Origin of the sequence: Haladaptatus caseinilyticus, assembly GCF_026248685.1 — an archaeon.
GTDB classification, from domain to species: Archaea; Halobacteriota; Halobacteria; order Halobacteriales; family Haladaptataceae; genus Haladaptatus; species Haladaptatus caseinilyticus.
In genome coordinates this window covers 1,455,431-1,474,032 of sequence record NZ_CP111036.1, presented here as the reverse complement: position 1 = coordinate 1,474,032, position 18,602 = coordinate 1,455,431, and the positions used below count along the sequence as shown (strand labels likewise).

General features: G+C 59.7%; 23 protein-coding genes. 13 read left to right on the top strand and 10 right to left on the bottom strand.

Annotated elements, in window-relative coordinates:
* Positions 1-22: 22 nt before the first annotated feature.
* The 3 genes from otsB to OOF89_RS08050 form a co-directional block, all read right to left on the bottom strand.
* Positions 23-862 (bottom strand): trehalose-phosphatase, encoded by an 840-nt coding sequence (gene otsB, locus OOF89_RS08060; RefSeq protein WP_266074996.1) that lies wholly within the window; start codon positions 860-862, stop codon positions 23-25.
* On the bottom strand, positions 859-2,361 hold the full coding sequence (locus OOF89_RS08055) for an alpha,alpha-trehalose-phosphate synthase (UDP-forming) (protein ID WP_266074994.1): 1,503 nt from the start codon (positions 2,359-2,361) through the stop codon (positions 859-861). Before OOF89_RS08055 ends, otsB begins: the two co-directional genes overlap by 4 nt.
* A gap of 201 nt (positions 2,362-2,562) precedes the next feature.
* Positions 2,563-2,877, bottom strand: coding sequence for a DUF5789 family protein (locus OOF89_RS08050; protein WP_266074992.1), 315 nt, complete (start codon positions 2,875-2,877; stop codon positions 2,563-2,565).
* Between the two features lie 109 nt (positions 2,878-2,986).
* On the opposite strand from OOF89_RS08050, the gene OOF89_RS08045 reads away from it, so the two are divergent.
* Complete coding sequence (locus OOF89_RS08045) at positions 2,987-3,724, top strand: creatininase family protein (RefSeq protein ID WP_266074991.1); 738 nt, start codon at positions 2,987-2,989, stop codon at positions 3,722-3,724.
* Here OOF89_RS08045 and OOF89_RS08040 read toward each other — a convergent pair whose 3' ends face one another.
* Positions 3,725-4,207: a DUF5790 family protein gene (locus tag OOF89_RS08040; protein ID WP_266074990.1), complete on the bottom strand. Its 483-nt coding sequence runs from the start codon at positions 4,205-4,207 to the stop codon at positions 3,725-3,727. It abuts the gene before it with no gap.
* A 69-nt stretch (positions 4,208-4,276) separates the two neighbouring features.
* Here OOF89_RS08040 and OOF89_RS08035 point away from each other — a divergent pair, with 69 nt between their 5' ends.
* Positions 4,277-4,585: a hypothetical protein gene (locus OOF89_RS08035; protein WP_266074989.1), complete on the top strand. Its 309-nt coding sequence runs from the start codon at positions 4,277-4,279 to the stop codon at positions 4,583-4,585.
* 17 nt (positions 4,586-4,602) lie between these two features.
* Here OOF89_RS08035 and OOF89_RS08030 read toward each other — a convergent pair whose 3' ends face one another.
* Positions 4,603-4,944 carry a dihydroneopterin aldolase family protein gene (locus tag OOF89_RS08030; RefSeq protein ID WP_266074987.1) on the bottom strand — a complete coding sequence of 114 codons (342 nt, stop codon included), beginning with the start codon at positions 4,942-4,944 and terminating at the stop codon, positions 4,603-4,605.
* An 85-nt stretch (positions 4,945-5,029) separates the two neighbouring features.
* Here OOF89_RS08030 and OOF89_RS08025 point away from each other — a divergent pair, with 85 nt between their 5' ends.
* Positions 5,030-5,638, top strand: coding sequence for a translation initiation factor IF-2 subunit beta (locus OOF89_RS08025; protein ID WP_266074985.1), 609 nt, complete (start codon positions 5,030-5,032; stop codon positions 5,636-5,638).
* Positions 5,639-5,663: 25 nt separating this feature from the next.
* On the opposite strand, the gene OOF89_RS08020 is transcribed toward OOF89_RS08025, so the two are convergent.
* Positions 5,664-5,891, bottom strand: a complete 228-nt coding sequence (locus OOF89_RS08020) for a DUF7860 family protein (RefSeq protein WP_266074983.1) — start codon at positions 5,889-5,891, stop codon at positions 5,664-5,666.
* Between the two features lie 85 nt (positions 5,892-5,976).
* Here OOF89_RS08020 and OOF89_RS08015 point away from each other — a divergent pair, with 85 nt between their 5' ends.
* The 5 genes from OOF89_RS08015 to OOF89_RS07995 all read left to right on the top strand — a co-directional run bounded on the left by OOF89_RS08015 (position 5,977) and on the right by OOF89_RS07995 (position 10,657).
* A complete protein-coding gene (locus OOF89_RS08015) occupies positions 5,977-6,195 on the top strand; it encodes a hypothetical protein (RefSeq protein WP_266074978.1) in 219 nt (72 codons plus the stop codon).
* A 69-nt stretch (positions 6,196-6,264) separates the two neighbouring features.
* Positions 6,265-7,014, top strand: a complete 750-nt coding sequence (azf, locus tag OOF89_RS08010; RefSeq protein WP_266074976.1) for an NAD-dependent glucose-6-phosphate dehydrogenase Azf — start codon at positions 6,265-6,267, stop codon at positions 7,012-7,014.
* 128 nt (positions 7,015-7,142) lie between these two features.
* Positions 7,143-7,454 (top strand): EMC6-like membrane protein, encoded by a 312-nt coding sequence (locus tag OOF89_RS08005; RefSeq protein WP_266074974.1) that lies wholly within the window; start codon positions 7,143-7,145, stop codon positions 7,452-7,454.
* 1 nt (position 7,455) lies between these two features.
* Positions 7,456-9,267 carry a ribosome biogenesis/translation initiation ATPase RLI gene (locus tag OOF89_RS08000; protein ID WP_266074972.1) on the top strand — a complete coding sequence of 604 codons (1,812 nt, stop codon included), beginning with the start codon at positions 7,456-7,458 and terminating at the stop codon, positions 9,265-9,267.
* A gap of 118 nt (positions 9,268-9,385) precedes the next feature.
* Positions 9,386-10,657, top strand: a complete 1,272-nt coding sequence (locus OOF89_RS07995) for a hypothetical protein (protein WP_266074971.1) — start codon at positions 9,386-9,388, stop codon at positions 10,655-10,657.
* A 135-nt stretch (positions 10,658-10,792) separates the two neighbouring features.
* Here the strand turns inward: OOF89_RS07995 and OOF89_RS07990 are convergent, their stop codons facing one another.
* Complete coding sequence (locus OOF89_RS07990) at positions 10,793-11,329, bottom strand: archaemetzincin family Zn-dependent metalloprotease (protein ID WP_266074970.1); 537 nt, start codon at positions 11,327-11,329, stop codon at positions 10,793-10,795.
* 39 nt (positions 11,330-11,368) lie between these two features.
* Between OOF89_RS07990 and OOF89_RS07985 the strand changes: the two genes are divergently transcribed.
* Positions 11,369-11,758, top strand: coding sequence for a UPF0146 family protein (locus OOF89_RS07985; protein WP_266074968.1), 390 nt, complete (start codon positions 11,369-11,371; stop codon positions 11,756-11,758).
* A gap of 25 nt (positions 11,759-11,783) precedes the next feature.
* Here the strand turns inward: OOF89_RS07985 and OOF89_RS07980 are convergent, their stop codons facing one another.
* The 3 genes from OOF89_RS07980 to OOF89_RS07970 all read right to left on the bottom strand — a co-directional run bounded on the left by OOF89_RS07980 (position 11,784) and on the right by OOF89_RS07970 (position 13,764).
* Positions 11,784-12,401 carry a hypothetical protein gene (locus OOF89_RS07980; RefSeq protein ID WP_266074966.1) on the bottom strand — a complete coding sequence of 206 codons (618 nt, stop codon included), beginning with the start codon at positions 12,399-12,401 and terminating at the stop codon, positions 11,784-11,786.
* Between the two features lie 407 nt (positions 12,402-12,808).
* Positions 12,809-12,958, bottom strand: coding sequence for a cation transporter (locus OOF89_RS07975; RefSeq protein ID WP_407661559.1), 150 nt, complete (start codon positions 12,956-12,958; stop codon positions 12,809-12,811).
* Positions 12,959-13,152: 194 nt separating this feature from the next.
* Complete coding sequence (locus OOF89_RS07970) at positions 13,153-13,764, bottom strand: methyltransferase domain-containing protein (RefSeq protein WP_266074962.1); 612 nt, start codon at positions 13,762-13,764, stop codon at positions 13,153-13,155.
* 71 nt (positions 13,765-13,835) lie between these two features.
* On the opposite strand from OOF89_RS07970, the gene OOF89_RS07965 reads away from it, so the two are divergent.
* The 4 genes from OOF89_RS07965 (at position 13,836) to OOF89_RS07950 (ending at position 18,589) form a co-directional block, all read left to right on the top strand.
* On the top strand, positions 13,836-14,708 hold the full coding sequence (locus tag OOF89_RS07965; protein WP_266074960.1) for a TIGR01548 family HAD-type hydrolase: 873 nt from the start codon (positions 13,836-13,838) through the stop codon (positions 14,706-14,708).
* A gap of 204 nt (positions 14,709-14,912) precedes the next feature.
* Positions 14,913-16,109 carry a PKD domain-containing protein gene (locus OOF89_RS07960; RefSeq protein ID WP_266074958.1) on the top strand — a complete coding sequence of 399 codons (1,197 nt, stop codon included), beginning with the start codon at positions 14,913-14,915 and terminating at the stop codon, positions 16,107-16,109.
* Positions 16,110-16,147: 38 nt separating this feature from the next.
* Positions 16,148-16,696: a GMP synthase subunit A gene (locus tag OOF89_RS07955; protein WP_266074953.1), complete on the top strand. Its 549-nt coding sequence runs from the start codon at positions 16,148-16,150 to the stop codon at positions 16,694-16,696.
* A 36-nt stretch (positions 16,697-16,732) separates the two neighbouring features.
* Positions 16,733-18,589 carry a DUF2070 family protein gene (locus OOF89_RS07950; protein WP_266074951.1) on the top strand — a complete coding sequence of 619 codons (1,857 nt, stop codon included), beginning with the start codon at positions 16,733-16,735 and terminating at the stop codon, positions 18,587-18,589.
* Positions 18,590-18,602 lie beyond the last annotated feature (13 nt).

Below are 18,602 nucleotides of genomic sequence, written 5' to 3'. Positions count from 1 at the left end.
AAACGGGTAACGTGAAGTTTCGTCAGCTCGGCGTTCCGTTCGAAAGCGACCCCATCCGAAGGAATTTGACACCATACTCCGCCAGCCACGCGATAATCGTCTGTACCGAGGACGGGTCGGCGACACGATATCTCGCCACAGTCGGGGGGTGGTGACCGACTTTGACGGCGAGACCGGAGTCCGGAAGCGTGTCGAACGCATCCTCGTCCGTTCGGTCATCGCCAACGTACAGGGGAAGCCACGTCTCGTCGTCCGGAACGTGGTGGTCGTACAGCCATCGGATGGCCCGTCCTTTGTGCCAATCCACGTCCGGGCGCAGTTCCAACACCTGCTTGCCCGACGTGACACGAACGTCGTTCAGCCCGCGAACTGCGTCCCGAACCGCCTGTCGAACTGCCGGAACGTGCTCATTATCGACGAGGCGATAATGAATCGACGCCGTAACGCCCTTGTTCTCGACGAATGCGCCCTCTACGTCGACGAGGTTCGATTCGAGTTCATCACAGAGAGCCGCGATTTCGACCCTCGCGTCGTCGGCGATCGGATGTGTTTCCCGTCCATCCTCGGTCTGCAGTTCCAAACCGTGATTTCCGGCGTACGCGATCCCATCGATACCGACACGCTCTCGGAGGTCGGCGAGGCCGCGACCGCTGACGATACCGACCTGGACGTCTTCGTTGTCACGAAGCGCCTCGAGTGCGGTTTGGGTCGTCCGTGGAAGTTCGACGTCGTCCGGATGATCTTCGATCGGAGCCAGGGACCCATCGAAATCGAACATGGCGAGCAGTCCGTCGGCCTTATCGAGTCGGGTTACCAGTGCGTGGAGGTTTTTTCGGAGTGGTTCGGGTACGTCGTTGGTCATTGTCGTTTGACTGATTTTGCGGCAACATCACGTCCACGCTGAATCGCCTTCACTGTACGGAATTGTGCATTCATCCACGCGTACACATCGTTCGAGTGAACCAGTCGTTCGAGGTCCTTCATTCGGCGCGCTCGTTCCGTTTCGGAGAGCGAAAGCGCGTACTCGATAGCATCGGCGAATCCCGGCGTATCGTGAGGATGGATCGTTACGGATTCGTCACCGAGTTCTTCGTCCGCGCCGGTCAACTCGCTGAGCAACAGGACACCGGGGTCGTCCACTTGTGAGGCAACGTACTCCTTCGCTACGAGATTCATTCCATCGCGTCTCGGACTGACGATACCGAGATCCGCCTCGCGATACAGCGCCGCAAGACCGTCTTTCGGAAGGTGTTCGTTCAGGTAGACAATCGGCGTCCAGTCGTCCGTCCCGAACCGTTCGTTGAGGCGTGTGATTTCGGATTCCACGAAGTCTTGTAACGCTTGATACTCCGGAATCCGGCTTCTACTCTCGCTCGCTTTCTGGACGTACGTGAGCCGTCCTTGCCATTCGGGCCGCGTCTCCCAGAAGTGTTCGAGCGCCGCCAGTCGTTCGGGGATTCCCTTCGTGTAGTCGAGTCGTTCGACACCGAGTGCGACGGTATCGCCGAGATTGTGTTCCTCACGGAACTCGGGCCAGAACGAGGAGTCCGCGCTCGACACAGCGAACTGTCGCCGTTGCGTCGCGTCGATACCGAGCGGGAAGGGTCGAACGAACGTCCGCCGCCCATCGTAGACGACGCTCCGAGTTGCTCTATCGACTCGAGCATCGGACAGCATGGCGGCGCAATCGAGGAAGTTCTGGCAGTACTGCTCGGTGTGGAATCCGATCAAGTCGTTTGCGAGAAGTCCGTCGAGCAGTTGTCTATACTGTGGACATGACTGAAACGCGTCCCGCGATGGCCACGTGATGTGCCAAAACTGCATACAGAATACGTTCGGGCGAGTTTCACGAACCATCCGTGGAGCAAGCGCGAGATGGTAATCCTGTAACCAAACGAGGGCATCATCACCCGCCTCGTCGGCGATGGCGTCCGCGAATTTTCGATTCGCCTCGCGATACCGGTCCCAGAAATCCGCACGGGCGTTCATTTTCGACGGGTCGATGTGACAAATCGGCCAGAGCACTTGGTTACTGTAGCCGTAGTAGTACCCCTCGACCTGTTCGTCGGAGAGCGAAACCCGTCGGAGGTCGTATGCGGGGTCTTCCGGGGGCACACCGACACGGCCGTCCTCGTCGATAACCTCGTCGTCCGCGTCGCCGCTGGCCCATGCGACCCACGTTCCCCCCGCGGACTGCACGACGGGGTCAAGCGCCGATGTGAGTCCGCCCGCGGGTCGGTTGACGATGATTTCCCCGTCTTCACGTTCGTGGCTATACGGCTGGCGATTCGAAGCGACGACCAGTTCGCGGTCGCCGAGAATGGACGACACCGTCTCCGCTGTCGGATGTTCACCTGTCATGGCTTCGTTCGCAGGCTCCGGTGGAGACCTGCACGTCTGTACTCACCTCTCATCAGGTGTCGGTCTGTGCGGGACTACGAGGAATAAGCCAGTCGTCCGTTCACGTTCGTTCGATTTCGTAAACGATAGTAACGAGGGTCTACCGTCGAAGTAATCGAAGCCTACTGCAAAAAGGAGGGATTTCGCTCCGTGTCTAGAGCATCAGAACGAGGCTTGATCCGGGTCGTCATCCGGTGACGATTGTTCAGTACCACCCCGGTCGGAATACCGCTGGCGACCGACGGCGTCACTGTCCGCCATGTTGAGTATCGACTGGCGAACGTCGTCCGCGGACTCGTACGTTTCGGAGAGCGGACCGATCACCTCTTCGAATCGCTCGGAGCCGTTCGGATACTCGATTTCGTAGTCGCCGTATTCCTCCACGAGTTCGTCCGACGAGGCCGGATAATCGTATCCGTCCAGTTTGTCGCTTAGTTCACCCAGTTCCACTCCCATTTCGCGATCTCTATCGGCCATGGAAGGGACGTCATCCGAGAGCGAGTAAGTCCTTCTGGCTAGATCGCGGAAAAAGGAACCGATCATCGACTCCGGCGGGTACAAGGGAATGCCCGCAAACAGGACAGATATGAATCTCTCTCACGCGACGTGGACCGACGCGGACGAGGTCGAGACGGATCTTGCACTCCTTCCGGTCGGGAGCACGGAACAGCACGGTCCCCACGCACCACTCGGAACCGATTGGCTGAACGCAGAAGCGGTCGCGAATGCGGCCGCTGAGGCGTACGACGAGGATATCGTCGTCGCACCACCCATCACGGTCGGTGTGAGCGAAGAACACCGACAGTTCACGGGGACGCTGTGGGTGAGCGAGGAAACCTTCCGACGGTACGTCCGCGAGACGGTCGCCAGTCTCGCCCATCACGGCTGGAATCGAGTCGTCGTCGTCAACGGTCACGGTGGCAACGTCGCCGCACTCCGCGAAGTCGCGGGGACAATCACGCGTCACGACGAGGCCTACGCGGTTCCGTTCACGTGGTTCGAAGCCGTCGGCGACCACCGGGGCGACATGGGTCACGCAGGGGCCCTGGAAACGGCTTTCTTACGCCATACCCGCGGCGAACTCGTTCACGAAGATAGAATCGAATCGGCCCGCGAGGGCGCGAGCGATGGATGGGGCGAATGGGTGTCCTACACCAACCTCGCCTATGACAGCGCGGAGTTCACGGAAAATGGCGTCGTCGGTGACCCCGCGGAAGGTGACGAAGCACGCGGTGAAGAACTGCTCGAACTGGCGACGCAATCGCTGGTGCAACTGCTCTCGGCGGTATCGTCGCGGGACGTTTCTCGTCCCGGCCACCGATAGTTACTCTTCCGTCTCTTCTTCCGCTTCTTCCGCTTCTTCCGCTTCTTCCGCTTCTTCCGCTTCTTCCGCTTCTTCCGCTTCGGACTCGTCGTTCACCGAGTGCAGTTCTTCGAGCGACCCCTTCAAACTCGGGACCGTACTCGCCAGTTCGCCGACCTGCTCGCGGGCGCTCTCGATGTCGCTGATCGCCGAGTCGAGCGTCTCGATCTCGGCCTCCAGGTCGTCCGCATCCTCGAAGGCGTCGGCGCGCTTGCCCATCGCGTACCATTTTTTCGCGTCGCGGAGGTGGTCCTCGGCGTCACCCACGTCGAGGGCGGAACGAAGTGCGTTGAGTGCTCCGAGCGTGTTCTCGGCGTCCGTCTCCCAGATCGCTTCGACCGGTGGCAGCACCTCGCGCGCGGCGGCGAGATGTTCCTCGACATCCTCGCGCATTTCGTTTGCCGCTTCACCGAACAGTTCGTCCTCGAACGAAGCTTGGCTCATAGCAGTCGATTCAACGGGATTGCATTTAAAACGTAACCCGAAACTGAAAGTGAAAACCCACCGTTTGCTGTGGGAGCGCGGCAATACCGCGCCCCCTGGAAAACCGGGACCGAAATCTCGGTGCATCCTTCGGTCCGCACCGAGTTCCCTCACTCGTCGCTAACGCTGCTCGCCGCCGACCTCGTCGGGGAGTTCTGGCCTTGGATATTTTCGGTGGTGGTTGGCGGCGGGAAACGATTGTTCGGTGAGGGAACAGTCCCTTCAGCCCTCGAACCGACGGAAGCGGAGATATCGAGTATGGATGGACAGATGCGTCGATACGAGCGGTCGGGGGAGATCGATCTCGGATCGTTCGCCTTGGACGATGCAACGAGTTGATTCGCGGACGACGCTCCTCAGTTCTCCTCGACCGACTCGATTTTCATCAGCGGATAGCCGTCCTCCATCTCCATCGTCGTCACGACTTCGGTGCCTTCGTGGTCGATGACGATTTCGACTTCCATGAACCGTCCCGTCAGTTCGGTGTATCCGTGCTCGATTTCCTCGGCCAACTCGTCGGCCAGGATGTCCACATCGACCGATTCACAGAAGGGCTGGTTTTCGATGCTCTCCTCGATGGCGCGTTCGAGGCTGGCCGCACTGTCGAGGCTAACGGGAGTTCCGGCAAACTGGTGATAAAGCGCACCGAACTTTATCCCTGCCTCGAAACAAGCCGCATCTCGCGTGGTCGGTTTCATCGACGATGGATACGGATTCGGGGGTTAAAGTTCGTGATGACATGGAACACGGAGAACCTTTATGCGTCCAAATCCTGGCACGAGTATGGATTACGATTCAGCTCTCGACAGAGGCATGGATGCGGTTCCGGAGCTCGAAACGAGCGACGAACGGTTCAGTTTCCCGAATCCGGCAGTACAAAAAGACGGGTCGTTCACACGATTGACGAACCTGGACGACATCTCGGACTCCCTCTCCCGGGACGCGGAGCACGTCCATAGCGCGCTACAGCGCGAACTCGGTACCAGTGGCAAGTTCGAGGACGGTCAGGCCCGCTACAGCGGGTCGTTCTCGGAATCGGACTTCGACGCCGCACTGGACGAGTACGTAGAGGAGTTCGTCACCTGTTCCGAGTGTGGCCTGCCGGACACCCGTCTCGTCCGCGAGGACCGCAACCTCATGCTTCGCTGTGACGCCTGTGGTGCGTTCCGTCCCGTCACGAAACGAAGCACGTCGAGTCGAACCCATCAACAAGATGCCGTCGAAGAGGGCCGAACCTACGAGGTCAAAATCACCGGTACCGGACGCAAAGGCGACGGCGTCGCTGAGCGCGGCAAGTACACGATTTTCGTTCCAGGCGCGCAAGAAGGGGACGTCGTCACCATCTACATCGAGAGCGTCCGCGGAAACCTCGCTTTCTCCCGTCTCGCGTAAGTTTTCAGTCTCTCCCGTTCTCGTTCTACTCCGTCAGCGGGAGGAGGATACCGAACACGAACGGCGAGAGCAGTCCGAGCAGGATGCCGACGATTTCGAGGTCAGTAAGAAGCATGTTTTCCCAGGCTGGCAGTGGTCCAAATAGCGCAGGGCCGGCGATTTCACCGAGCGCACCGATTGCGATCAGCGCGACGCCGAGCAAAAATCCAGCCTTCGTCAGTTTCGGATAGTCCAGTTTTCCGTATCGTCCCATAGTATCGGCTCCGTGATATCCCGTCAAAAAAGTTCCGCCGGACATCAGCGAAACGCTCATAGGTTCCACGTTCGGATAACTGAGCATGTACGAAGCACTACTCGAAGTCGGTGCGTTTTCGTTGTACGCTCTCGGGTCAGTACTCCTGACGGCACTCGGCCTGTTCGCGGAGTACGACGGACTCCAAACGGCGAGTTCGGGCGACACCGTGACCGCGATTTGGCTCGGCGTTATGGGTGCCGTTGCGCTCGTCGCTGGCATCATGCTGGCCCGAGACAAAGTTCTCCGACGCGTGCTGGCGTAAACGGTAGTCCCTCGCTGTCGTGAGCGAAATCGCATGGTTCTTATCACCGTTGTCCCTCTAGCCGACTGAATGGACGACCCCGTTCTTCTCACGGGTGCTGAAGGCCGCGTCGGGTCGGCGATTCTCGGCGACCTCGAATCGAAGTACGATTGGCGGCTCCTCGACCGAGAACCGCCAGCAGAGGAATCATCGAACGAATTTTTCGTTGCTGACATTACCGACTACGATGCGGTCTACGAAGCCGTCGACGGAGCAGGGGCCATCATCCACCTCGCGGGTGACCCCCGCCCGGAGGCACCGTGGAACAGCGTCCTCAGCAACAACATCGACGGAACCCACAACATCTTGCAGGCCGCAGTCGATTCGGGAAGCGTCGAAAAGTTCGTGTTCGCGTCCTCGAACCACGCGGTCGGGTCGTACGAAACCGACGATCGCAAACCGGATCTCTACCGCCCCCACCACGAATTCCGTCTCGATGGAAACGAACTCCCCCGCCCCAGCAACCTCTACGGCGTGAGCAAAGCGACGGGCGAAGTTCTCGGACGATACTACCACGACGAGTTCGGCCTCAGCGTGGCCTGCGTTCGAATCGGTAACCTCACGAAAGGCCACCCGCCGAAAGACTACGAGCGAGGACAGGCGATGTGGCTTTCGTACCGCGACTGCGCCCATCTCTTCGATTGCTGTCTCCAGGCCGACTACGACTACGAAATCGTCTACGGAATCTCCGACAACGACCGAAAATACTATTCCATCGACCGAGCGCGCGAGGTGTTCGACTACGATCCACGGGACAACTCCGCCCATTTCGACGACTAGCAGTTCGTGACCTCCTTCTGATCGATACGCTACTGGTCTTCGAACCAGCTGTAATGACACCACCGAACGAAACGAAGGAGATACACGCAAACGAACACCTTTTGAGGCAGGGTAACCGAGTGCCACCCATGGCGACTGAACAGGCATCCGAGCGACGGGCGGCCCATTTACGAAGTATTACCGTCACGTCGCTCGCTTCACTGGCCGGAATCGCAGCCGGATTCGTCTCTGCCATGATGGTAGGGACGACTGGCGAGGCGGCCACAGATCAGTTAGGATTGGCGATTATGGTCGGGTTCGTAGTGGTTCAACTCCCACTGCTCCGTTTCGTCGGCTACGAACTCGATGGAATCAAAGACCACCTCTACGTGGCGTTCATGACGTTCTCACTGTGGTTCATTACGTGGGGTATTTTGCTCACGAATCACGTGAAGGTGTAAAATGGCGGACGACAGCATTGCCGTCGTCGATTTGGAGCGCTGTTCGCCCGACCGATGCAACTACGAATGTAAGAACTACTGCCCGCCGAACCGGACCGGAAAGGAGTGCATCACGCTTCGCGGCGAAGACACCGAGGAGGGACAACCGGACCAGATACACATCAGTGAGGAAATCTGCCTCGGCGAAACGTGTGGTATCTGTGTCGAGAAATGTCCGTTCGACGCGATAGAGATCATCAACCTCCCGCAGGAGCTCCAGGACGACCCGGCCCACCGCTACGGCGAGAACGCCTTCTCGCTCTACGGACTGCCGGTTCCACAAGAGGGGCAGGTCACCGGTATTCTCGGTCCGAACGGGAGCGGGAAGACGACCGCGGTGAAGATTCTCGCAGGGGAGCTCGCGCCGAACCTCGGCCAGTTCGAAGACCCGCCGGGGTGGGATGCCGTCCTCGACCGATATCGTGGAACGGAGCTCCAGAACTACCTCGAAGACGTGCGGGCTGGCGACGTGACCGTGGCACGCAAGCCACAGTACGTCGATAAGATTCCGAATCGCTTCGACGGGAGCACGGCCGATCTGCTCTCTCGAACCGACGAACGCGGTGTTCTCGACGACCTGTTGGAACGGCTCGAGATCGAGCACGTGGTCGAACAGGACATCGATAGCCTCTCCGGCGGGGAACTCCAGCGCGTGGCGCTGGTTGCCGCACTCGCCCGCGACGCCGACTTCTACTTCCTCGACGAAATCACGCCGTACCTCGACATCAGCCAGCGCGTCAAAGTCGCGCGACTGATTCAGGAGATGGCGAACGAACAGGGTCGCTCGATGCTCGTGGTCGAACACGACCTCGCGATCCTCGATCTGGTCGCCGACAACCTCCACGTCGCGTACGGCGAACCGGGGGCATACGGTGTTATCACGACGCCGAAATCGGTTCGAAACGGTATCAACGAATATCTCGCGGGGTATCTCAACAACGAGAACATGCGGATTCGCCCGAACGCCATCGAGTTCGACGAACACGCGCCGCGCGAGACGAAGACCGCCGACGCGCTCGTTGAGTATCCCGACCTCACGAAATCCTACGGCGAGGGCGAGTTCTCGCTCGATGTCGACGGCGGAACGATTCACGAAAACGAAGTGCTCGGCATCGTCGGTCCGAACGGGATCGGTAAATCGACGTTCGCCAAGCTGCTCGCCGGACGACTGGACCCGGACGAGGGCGACGTGGACCTCAACCTCGACATCTCCTACAAGCCACAGTACATCGAAATCGACCAACCGATGCGCGTCGACGTGTTCCTCTCGTCACTTTCGGACGATTTCGGCTCCTCCTACTGGAACACCGAAATCGCACAGCCCCTCCAACTCGACCGTATTATGGAGCAGAACCTGACCGACCTCTCCGGCGGCGAACGCCAGCGGGTCGCCATCGCGGCCTGTCTGTCGAAGGACGCGGACCTCTATCTGCTGGACGAACCTTCGGCGTACCTCGACGTCGAACAGCGCGTCAGGGCGACGCGAGCGATTCGACGCTACGCCGAGATGCAGGACGCCACGGTGCTGGTCATCGACCACGACATCTACATGATCGACCTTCTCTCCGACCGCCTGATGGTGTTCGACGGCGAGCCCGCGGAACACGGTCACGCCGGACGGCCGAAGGGGATGCGCGACGGCATGAACGATTTCCTCGCCAACCTCGACATCACCTTCCGTCGGGACGAGAACGTGGGTCGGCCGCGTATCAACAAGCCCGGCAGCCAACTCGACCGCAAACAGAAGAGCGACGGCGAGTACTACTACAGCTGACGACGGTTCACTTTTCGATCCGAAGGGCATCTGCAGCGATGTTACGAGCGGGGAGCGAACTCGGGCGCCGAATCGGGAACCGAATCATCTTTTTTCGGAGCCGACAAACCGATTGATCGTGATTCCGACGCTTGCCGCGTGGTTTTCCCGCTCCGACAACCGCGCGAACCTGTTCGCCCTCCTTGCGGTCGTGTTGTTCGCTACTGCCGGGGTCGGCGCGTTTACCGCCCCTGACCAACCGCGTCCCACGACGGACGGAGAGCGTCCCGTAAACAACACGCTCATCGCGCTTCAGGGGTACGAATCCGAAGGACGGGCCATCGAGGTAACTCCGGAGGGGGACGTCGTCTGGGAGTACGCGAAGACAGACGACGTGTTCGACGTGGAAGCGCTCGGGGAGAACCGCGTCCAAATCGCGGTGGCCGATGAGCTCCCGGACGGGGAGTGCCCGGTTCGATTCCGCGACGACGGCCACGAAAACTGCGTCAGAAACGCGCTCCGCGTGGTGGACAAGGGGACCAACGAAACGATCTGGGAATATGCGTGGTTCGACGCGAAACTTCACGCTCACGAACTGCACGACGCCGACCATTATACCGTAAACGGGGAAGATCGGTGGGTGTTGGTGGATATGGGCAACGACCGTGTGTTCGCCGTGAACCGCTCGAAAGGGATCGTCTGGCAGTGGAACGCGACCGACCGCTACGACCGACCGTCCGAGATGGGGCCGGAAGGCGACTGGACACACGCCAACGACGTTGACAGGGTCGGGCCGGGCGTGTTCCGGGTGAGCCTCCGCAACTTCGATACGGTGATCGATTTGCACGTGAACGAAAATTCGAACCGAGCCACGGATTCGATTCGAGTCGAACCGGTCGTCGGTCCGGATTCGTTTTCGGAGCGCGGCGAGATCCTCCACGAGCAACACAATCCCGATACACTCGGCGAGACGCTGCTCGTGGCGGACAGTGAAAACGACCGCGTGCTCGAAATTCGAGACGGGAACATCGTCTGGGAATACGGAGGTAGCGCGATATTCGACTGGCCACGGGACGCGGACCGCCTCTCGAACGGTCATACGCTCGTCACGGATTCGTACAACGACCGTGTCGTCGAGGTGGACGAAAACGGCGAAATCGTCTGGGCCGTCGAAACCGGGTCGCTTCCCTACGAAGCAGACCGACTGCCGGGTGAAGGCAGCGACGGGCCGACAGCAAGCCAAGCAGCGATTCCATCTCGGACAGAAGATGCCTCCGTCGTCCGTGAACGCGGGTCGTGGGCGGTTTCGATGGCGAAATACGTCGCGCCGGACAGTCTCGCGGAGCAGTCGTTCGTCCTCCTCCTTGGACTGCTCGCGCTCGTTGGGGCGGGAGTGGAGCGATGGCGGTAGCGCTTTTCGTTGGAACGTCCATCAGCGGCAGTACGCTGGAGATGGAACTCGTCGGCAGGGAAGCAGATATAAACGCCGTATCGAAGGATGGCGGTCGGCGAATCTTCGAAGCGCGGAATCGAGACTCGTCCGCGTTTACAACACCTGACGCTGGCAGGTGCCACAGAGGTTCTCCTCTTTCACGTCCACCTCGCGGACGGTCGGCGAGAAGTTCATGACACAGCGACTGTTGTCGCAGTGTTCGAGCCCCATCGTGTGACCGATTTCGTGAACGACCTCCTTTCGAACACGGTCCGAAAACACTTCATCGACGGGTTTGGTCGTAATGCCACCGTCGGAAGAGAGCCCGTCAGCGGCGGGTTGCAGTCGATAGGTAGAGATGACGCTTCCCCGGCCGTCGAGGTAGGCGAGTCCGAACACGTAGTTTCGTCTGCGATAGAAGAGGTCCTGTGGCGTGATGGCGATGTTTTTTTCCCCCGTTCCGACACGACTTGCCAGTTCGATGAAATCCTCCGCGCGGTGTTGATCGCGGTTCGGGTCGTGTGACCCAGCGGGGATTTCCTGTCGCTCGTGAACCATCACGTCGCAGTCGTAAATCCGCCGCAGTGCCGAAGAGGCCTCGCGTTTGACCCGTCCCGTCACGTCCCCCACGGGGACGATGTCAATCAACATAGCAACCCCTATGGTGGGACGCCCCATAAACATCCCGCCGTGAACCCGGATACTCGCGATGAAATCGTTGCCCGTCTTGCCGATTACCAGTCCGCTGTCGAAATCGGAATCGGCAATCGTCCGGATGTGGCGGGCGCGCTCGCCGATGCAGGAACCGATGTCACCGCTACTGACATTCGGCCTCGAAAGGTGCCGACGGACGTTCGGTTCGTCCTCGACGACGTGACGAATCCGGATTCTACATTGTATCAGGATACGGACCTCCTTTACGCGCTGAACATTCCACCGGAACTCCATCGGTCCGCTCTCTTGGTGGCGAAGGAGTATGACTCCGCCTTCGTCTTTACCACGCTCGGCGGCGACCAACCCTCGGTTCCAGTGCGTCGGGAGACGATTTCCGGGGAAACGCTGTTTTGGGCCCGGGAGTGAGTCGGAAAATATCGAAAGATGGCATCTATGAAGTGGTTTCGGTCGGTTGCAGTGTGTAGTACGTGGTTACGTTTTTTGACAGTTCGCCGGCGAGCGCCCCACAGCCCGCGTTTGTGACCGATTCCTCCTCGACTATCGTGTAGGCACGAAGTTTCGACTGAGAACAGCCGTTTTCGAGCGCCCCGTGTCCACGCAGGAATCGCTCGCCTTCGACACGATACGTCGTCAATAGGGCCGCATCCTCGGGCATCCCGTCGAGACGGATGACGATGTTCGACTCCGGTTTGACGGTGTAGGTCTGTGAGGCGATACTATCCCCTTCCGGTTCGACGGTGAGTTCGTCCGTGACGTTGGCGGGAACCCTCGCCTCGAAGGTTCGTGTGGTCACCGTCCCGTTCCGCACGTAGGTGACGGAGTACGCCGAAATCGGGGCGTGTGTGACGGTGACGGTCACTTCGTACGTCGTGTTCGGCTCCGTGTTTTTGAAACCGTAGTAGGACGTGTTCGCATGGATGCCCATCGTGGCTTCCGGTTCGGCGCTCGTGGAGGGCGATGCAGGTGGCTCTGTGGAGGTTACTCCGAGACAGCCAGCAATCACGAGTACCCCGACGAGGACGAGCGTTTGGAGGGAACTGCGTCGCATACACCATCGTTCATGTTGGTAAATAAAAAGAATAGAAGAATGTTCTCACGTCCCGAGAATGGCGTTGCACCGGATTGGTTGGTCGAATACAGCCGAGACATAAAATTCTACGCACAGTAATTCGTCGATATGAATGTCATGTTCATCGATGGTAGCCTCCTTCTCATACTCGGAGGTTCTACATCCGATGGAATTCAAAGGGCCTGTGGAACCAACTCGCCGGAAGCCACACCGAGATGTAGCACGACCCTAACGCCGAGGAAAACATGGCGGGAGGCGCGCCGGTCATCGGCGGGTTGATGATGGTTTGTGGAGTCGCCGCGGCAATCGCCGGACTGTTTCTCGGATAAAAACGCCTGTCAGGCGCGGTGTTCGTGTCCGCGGTGTTCAATGAGGGTCGTATCGCTCTATGCCTCGGCATCGTAGCCGAGTTCGATTATCGCTTGCCGAACTCGGTCGGCCGTGTCGGGTTCTCCCCGGATGGTGACTTCGTTGGACTGTGCATCGGGGGCGACACTGCTGACGCCACGGAGGCCGGTGACGGCGTCACGAACCATACTTTCACAACTCTTGCAACTCATGCCGGTCACCTGGAGGGTAAATTCTTCCATCTGCACTCAAACAGATGGCCTCCATTTAATTAATACCGTAATATCATCCAAATTTATTGACTGTATTTCCGATTCGAATCGGATTATCGCTGGGGTCGAACTCGCATCGAGAAACACGAGTGAAAAATCCCGTGAGTCGTCTACGCTTCCGGCTTCTGTGCAACTATCGTCTCCGCGGCGTGTTGGTGTGGTTCGCCGCCGGAATCGTCGTCGAACACGAACGCGTCTTCGTCCATGACTTCCCAATCGTCGTAGTAACTCCGGAGTTCACCCTGTTCGTGAAAGTACTCGTTGTCCCCCCAGTCGGGTGCTGTCGGGATGTCTGGATGGTTCACGAACGCGAACAAGACGTGAATCCCGCCGTCAGTCGTCGAGGTTTTGAACTGTTCGAACTGCCTTCTGCGGTTCTCCGGGCGGAGATACTGGAGCGTACCGCAGGAGTACACCACGTCCATCGCCGGGAACGAGAGGTCGTTTACGTCCGCCTCGCGTGTCTGGATGACCACATCGCGCTTCTCCGCAAGTTGCTCGGCTTTTTCGAGTCCGTTGGGAGTCAAATCCACCGCGAGGACACCGTACCCCTGTTCGGCGAGATACACCGCATCGCGGCCTTCTCCGGCACCGATATCGATTGCGGCAGGGGCTTGCCGTTCGGGGGCGAACTCCAGAACCGTCTGGGCCAATCCGTTCGGCTCCGTTCCCCAGTAATATTCGGCGTGACCGTAGAGTTGCTGGAGTTCGTCGTATTCCATGGACCAACAATCACGCGCGATGACCATAGTCGATTCGGTAGACCCATACCGCCGGAAACGAAGCCAACCACATGGACGCGGACGCTGTCGTGCTGGACATCGACGGAGTACTCGTAGACGTTGCGGATTCGTACCGACGCGCCATCGTGGAGTCCGTCTCGCACGTGTACGACGAAACCATCCCGAAAGCGGACGTACAAGCCTTCAAAGACGCGGGTGGGTTCAACAACGATTGGGAACTCACGTATGCCGCGGCGCTGTACGTCCTCGCCTCGCGTGACGGACTCGACCACTCGATCGAGGAGTTTACCGATCAAATCGCGGAGGCAGGGGGCGGCCTCGACGCCGCGGAGCAATTCGTGGCCGATTCGCTGTCGGAAGATTCTCTCTCCACTGTTCTCGAAGAGTGGGACCCGAATCGACTGCGCGCGGTGTTTCAGCAACTCTACCTCGGGGGGGACCTGTACGCCGATCTCGAAGATGCGGCGCCAACTCTCGATACACGAGGCTACATCAACGACGAACCGGTGCTGGCACACTTCGAGACGATTACCGAACTCACAAAATCCTATCCGGTCGGTATCGTCACCGGTAGGCCATCCGCAGAGGCCGACATCGCGCTCGCCCGCGTCGAACTGGACGTGGCCGACGAGCATCGATTTACCATGGACGACTGGGAGGAAGGCAAACCACATCCACGCGCGCTGATGACGCTCGCGGAGCGATTCGACGCCGACCGAATCGTCTTCGTCGGCGACACGCTGGACGACGTTCGAACCGCGACGAACGCGGCGGATGCCGATTCCGAGCGCGACTACTTCGGCGTCGGCGTTTTGACTGGCGGTCTGACGGGGGAAGAGGGCAGACGGAAATACGAGGATGCCGGGGCAGCGGCGGTCATCGACTCCATCGACGACCTGCCCGAACTGCTCGCGGACGAGTGATCGGTCGCGGAGCGCTGATATTGCCGACGCGAGACGGTCGGCATCTACGTTCGCCTCACGTGGGGCATCGCCACGCTTCCAGTAGTTGCTGGGCTGTGTACTTTCGTGAATCCGATTTCGGGCTCGAAGAAAGCGGTGCCTGAAGAACGGGCGAAAAATCACAAGGGGGGCATAACAAAGCCACGGGAGGACGGTTGCAGAACGATGAGTAATCGTACTGCACTGACCGCCCTCCTCCTCGGCATACTCGTCTGTTCGACGTTTGGCATCGCTACCGCCCTCCCACCGCCCGGATTGCCCGGCGACACCCTTCCGGACACGCCAGCGTCGGAGCACGACACCTATACCGTCCAGCAAGGCGATACCTGTGTCGCGGTCACACCGATTCAGGGAAGCGAAGACGTCGTTTCGTTCTACGACTACCGAAACCCATACACGGAGCCGAGCGACTGGTCGTACAGTTCGTTCGCACCGGGGTCGGTCACCCGAGAGAACGGGAGCACGATGTTCCTCTACGAGGCCCCCGACGGCACGGTGAGCCTCGTCGTGCTTCACGACCGGTTACGAAAGGAACGAACCGGCGACAAACTGCCGATGAGTACTGCCTCGTTCGGTTTCGATGGCCTTCCCGAAGCCGGGCAGTGGATACTGATGGACGACACGTACGAAGGACGAGACGACCGCTGGTCACGAAACCGCATCGACTGGACATGGACCGGTTCGCGAGTCGATGGTGCCGTCTTCCGCGGTGTCTCGGGTGACTTCGACATCACCGTCTCACCGGCGTGGAACGAAGAAGCGACCCTGTATGACTCCCGATTCGAATCGGAACCGGTCACCTCGTGGGCGTTTCTCTCGGGGAGCGTTCGCAACCCGACAGAGACGCAACTCGATATGGGTGAATCAGTGACCATCCGACCTGGAGGATGCGGCTCACCACCCAGTGCACGCCTTTCCACGGCCAGTTCGTCCACGGTGGGACAGCGGATTACTTTCGACGCGAGTGAAACGAGCGACCCGGATGGCGACATTTCGGAATATCGCTGGGACTTCGACGACGATGGAACCACCGACGACACGACTGCTAAACCGACAACGACCCACACCTACCGAACAGTCGGAACGCGGACAGCGAACGTGACGGTCGTCGATAGCGAAAACAGTACCGCCAGCGCAAACGTGACCGTGCGAGTGACGAAGGCGACGAGTTCCGATACCGATGGGACGCTTCACGACGGGAGGGACGGGGACGACCAAACGAAGGATAGCCAACAGAGGGAGACCGGGACACGCGTTCCGGACGCACTCCCGGGTTCTGACGTGTTGTTCGACCATCCCGAACTGGGTGCAGTCGCGCTTGCACTCATCCTGTTGGGCGGGGCCGTCGTCGCGCGCCGGTGACGAGGCGTTTTTATTCGTCCCCTCCATATCGCCCTCCAATGACGAAAATCCTCGTCGTGGACAACCACGGCCAGTTCACGCACCTCGAGCATCGCGCGCTCCGTGACATGGGCATCGAAACCGACCTCATCGACAACGACACGCCGCCGGAAGACATCGACGCAGACGGCCTCGTTCTCTCGGGCGGCCCGTCGATGGATGACATCGGAAACAGTGCAGAGTATCTCGACCTCGACATTCCGGTCCTCGGCATCTGTCTCGGTATGCAAGTGATGGCACACGTTCTCGACGGTGAGGTCGGCGGTGGCGAATACGGCGGCTACGCCGACGTGACGGTCGAAATCACGGAGGATGGAGACCCGCTCGTCGGGTCGCTCGCGCCCGAAACTCGCGTGTGGGCCAGCCACGCCGACGAAGTCAAGGAAGTCCCCACCGGATTCGAACGAACCGGTACGAGCGACGTTTGCGGTATCGAAGCCATGAGTGACACCGACCGAGACCTGTACGGCGTCCAATGGCATCCTGAAGTCGCGCATACGGACGAGGGTGAGGAAGTGTTCGAAAACTTCCGCACCATCTGTGAGTAGTATCTTTTAACTCTTCACGGCGTAGCGTTTCTGGCAATGACAGCGACCCAGAGCGACCTGGCGAGCCTGTCCCGCTACATCTTCCGCGCACCGCGATGGTACGCAAGCGTCACGTTCGCGCTTCTCATCGCCGCTCTCGCGGGTATCGGGGCATTCGACTCCCAGTACATCCTTCAGGACGCGTGGGAGGGTGTGTTTTTCATCGGGATTCCGACGGTCGTGGCGAGCGTGCTAACAACGCCGGTCGACCGCCGTCTCGGCGGCCAGTTGACGTACAATCGGTCGTCACTGCTGGCGTTGACGTGTGAAATCATCGTCGTCGCAGTGATGACCCTCGCCGGGATCATCGCCGCCTTCACGTGGATCGGCCAGCAGTTCGTCTTCGACATGCTACTCGTCAGCCTCGCGTCCGTCTTCGCGCTCCGTCTTCTCGTCGTGATGGCCGTCTCTCGGACCTCGTTTCTCATCTCGGCGATCTCCGCGAGCATCCAGACCGGAACCGCCGCGATCCTCTTTTTCATCTACAGCGAGACGATTCGCGTCCTCGAAGTCGGCGGCCCGCTCGTGCAAAACGTGCTCGCTCGGGGGAACAAAGCACCACCTGAGCTCGCGGGTGTTATCGCACCGCGAGATTTCATCCTCCTCGCCCTCGTCAGTGGGGTGTACGCGCTTGGAGTATACGGGTTCCTCATCGTCATCGACCGTCCGTGGCGGCGCAGTCTCGGCGTCAGCGTGCTCGATTTCGTCCGTGGTTTCATCGGCCACATCGCCGAAGGTACCCGTGAACTGGAGGACTTTTTCGAGCAGATGGGCCAAAAGGCAATGGTTCCCATCACCGTCCTCTCGTTTCGAACCGATGGTGAAAGCGAAAAAGCCCGGTTCGTCTTGCCAATGATACACCCCGGACCGATGGGTGAGATCGGCGGCGGCAACCTCCCCCGGCGCGTGGCGAGTCAAGCAGACGGACTCGCGTTTCCACCACACGCCACCGCCGGGCACGATTTCAATCTCGTCACCGAACGCGAAGTGGACACGATCCTCGAAGCCGCAAACACGGCCTACGAGCGGATCGAATACAGCAATACCGCGACCCAGAGCGTCCGAACGCAGAACGGCGACGCGAAGATCGTCGGACAGGGGTTCGGCGACGACGCACTGCTCGCCGCCACGTACTCCCCCGAATTTGCTGATGACGTGGAATACTCCGTGGGCCTCGCTGCCGCCGCGGAGGCCCGGTCGAACGGGCTCGACGACGTAATGCTCGTCGATGCCCACAACTGTAACAACGGGCTTCAAGGCGACGACCTCGGCCACGTCTACCCCGGGAGCGAACGCTCGTTCCAGATGATTCAGGCTGCGAAGGCCGCGGGTGCCGATCTCAAGAATGCGAAGTGTGATAACCCCTGTCTCGGTATCGCGTGGGATGAAACCGAGTGGACGCCCGCGGAGGGAATTGGTCCGCTCGGAATCCGAGTCGCCGTGTTCGAAGTCGCAGGACAGCATACTGCCTACGTGCTCGTGGACGGGAACAACATGGAACCCGGGCTCCGGGACCGCATCGTCTCGGCTGTCGAAGCCGACGAGGTCGAAGTGATGACCACGGACACACACATCGTGAATATGGTCGAATCCTCGAATCAGGTCGGGAGTGCTATCGACCACGACGAACTCGTCTCGCTCGTGAATCGACTGGTCGATGAGGCGACCGACGACCTCGAACCGGTCGAGAGCGGCATGGAGAGCGAGTACGCCGAAGTAACCGTATTTGGCAACGACCGAACGGAGACGTTAGCGAGTCACGCCAATGCGCTCATCGCCATGGGTGGCGCACTCGCGGGGGCGGTCATTCTCGCGGTGATGTCCATCAGCATTCTCATCTTTTTCCTCGCGTGAAACTGTCCGCCGA

Bases quoted from the DNA above. Each gene is read 5' to 3' on its own strand.
- OOF89_RS08040 (WP_266074990.1), bottom strand. From the start codon at position 4,207: ATGAGCCAAGCTTCGTTCGAGGACGAACTGTTCGGTGAAGCGGCAAAC.
- OOF89_RS08020 (WP_266074983.1), bottom strand. From the start codon at position 5,891: ATGGGACGATACGGAAAACTGGACTATCCGAAACTGACGAAGGCTGGA.
- OOF89_RS07970 (WP_266074962.1), bottom strand. From the start codon at position 13,764: ATGGAATACGACGAACTCCAGCAACTCTACGGTCACGCCGAATATTAC.
- otsB (WP_266074996.1), bottom strand. From the start codon at position 862: ATGACCAACGACGTACCCGAACCACTCCGAAAAAACCTCCACGCACTG.
- OOF89_RS08055 (WP_266074994.1), bottom strand. From the start codon at position 2,361: ATGACAGGTGAACATCCGACAGCGGAGACGGTGTCGTCCATTCTCGGC.
- OOF89_RS07955 (WP_266074953.1), top strand. From the start codon at position 16,148: ATGACGAAAATCCTCGTCGTGGACAACCACGGCCAGTTCACGCACCTC.
- OOF89_RS08050 (WP_266074992.1), bottom strand. From the start codon at position 2,877: ATGGCCGATAGAGATCGCGAAATGGGAGTGGAACTGGGTGAACTAAGC.
- OOF89_RS07990 (WP_266074970.1), bottom strand. From the start codon at position 11,329: ATGTTGATTGACATCGTCCCCGTGGGGGACGTGACGGGACGGGTCAAA.
- OOF89_RS08005 (WP_266074974.1), top strand. From the start codon at position 7,143: ATGGCGACTGAACAGGCATCCGAGCGACGGGCGGCCCATTTACGAAGT.
- OOF89_RS07960 (WP_266074958.1), top strand. From the start codon at position 14,913: ATGAGTAATCGTACTGCACTGACCGCCCTCCTCCTCGGCATACTCGTC.
- OOF89_RS07980 (WP_266074966.1), bottom strand. From the start codon at position 12,401: ATGCGACGCAGTTCCCTCCAAACGCTCGTCCTCGTCGGGGTACTCGTG.
- OOF89_RS07950 (WP_266074951.1), top strand. From the start codon at position 16,733: ATGACAGCGACCCAGAGCGACCTGGCGAGCCTGTCCCGCTACATCTTC.
- OOF89_RS08030 (WP_266074987.1), bottom strand. From the start codon at position 4,944: ATGAAACCGACCACGCGAGATGCGGCTTGTTTCGAGGCAGGGATAAAG.
- OOF89_RS08000 (WP_266074972.1), top strand. From the start codon at position 7,456: ATGGCGGACGACAGCATTGCCGTCGTCGATTTGGAGCGCTGTTCGCCC.
- azf (WP_266074976.1), top strand. From the start codon at position 6,265: ATGGACGACCCCGTTCTTCTCACGGGTGCTGAAGGCCGCGTCGGGTCG.
- OOF89_RS07975 (WP_407661559.1), bottom strand. From the start codon at position 12,958: ATGGTTCGTGACGCCGTCACCGGCCTCCGTGGCGTCAGCAGTGTCGCC.
- OOF89_RS07965 (WP_266074960.1), top strand. From the start codon at position 13,836: ATGGACGCGGACGCTGTCGTGCTGGACATCGACGGAGTACTCGTAGAC.
- OOF89_RS08045 (WP_266074991.1), top strand. From the start codon at position 2,987: ATGAATCTCTCTCACGCGACGTGGACCGACGCGGACGAGGTCGAGACG.
- OOF89_RS08015 (WP_266074978.1), top strand. From the start codon at position 5,977: ATGTACGAAGCACTACTCGAAGTCGGTGCGTTTTCGTTGTACGCTCTC.
- OOF89_RS08025 (WP_266074985.1), top strand. From the start codon at position 5,030: ATGGATTACGATTCAGCTCTCGACAGAGGCATGGATGCGGTTCCGGAG.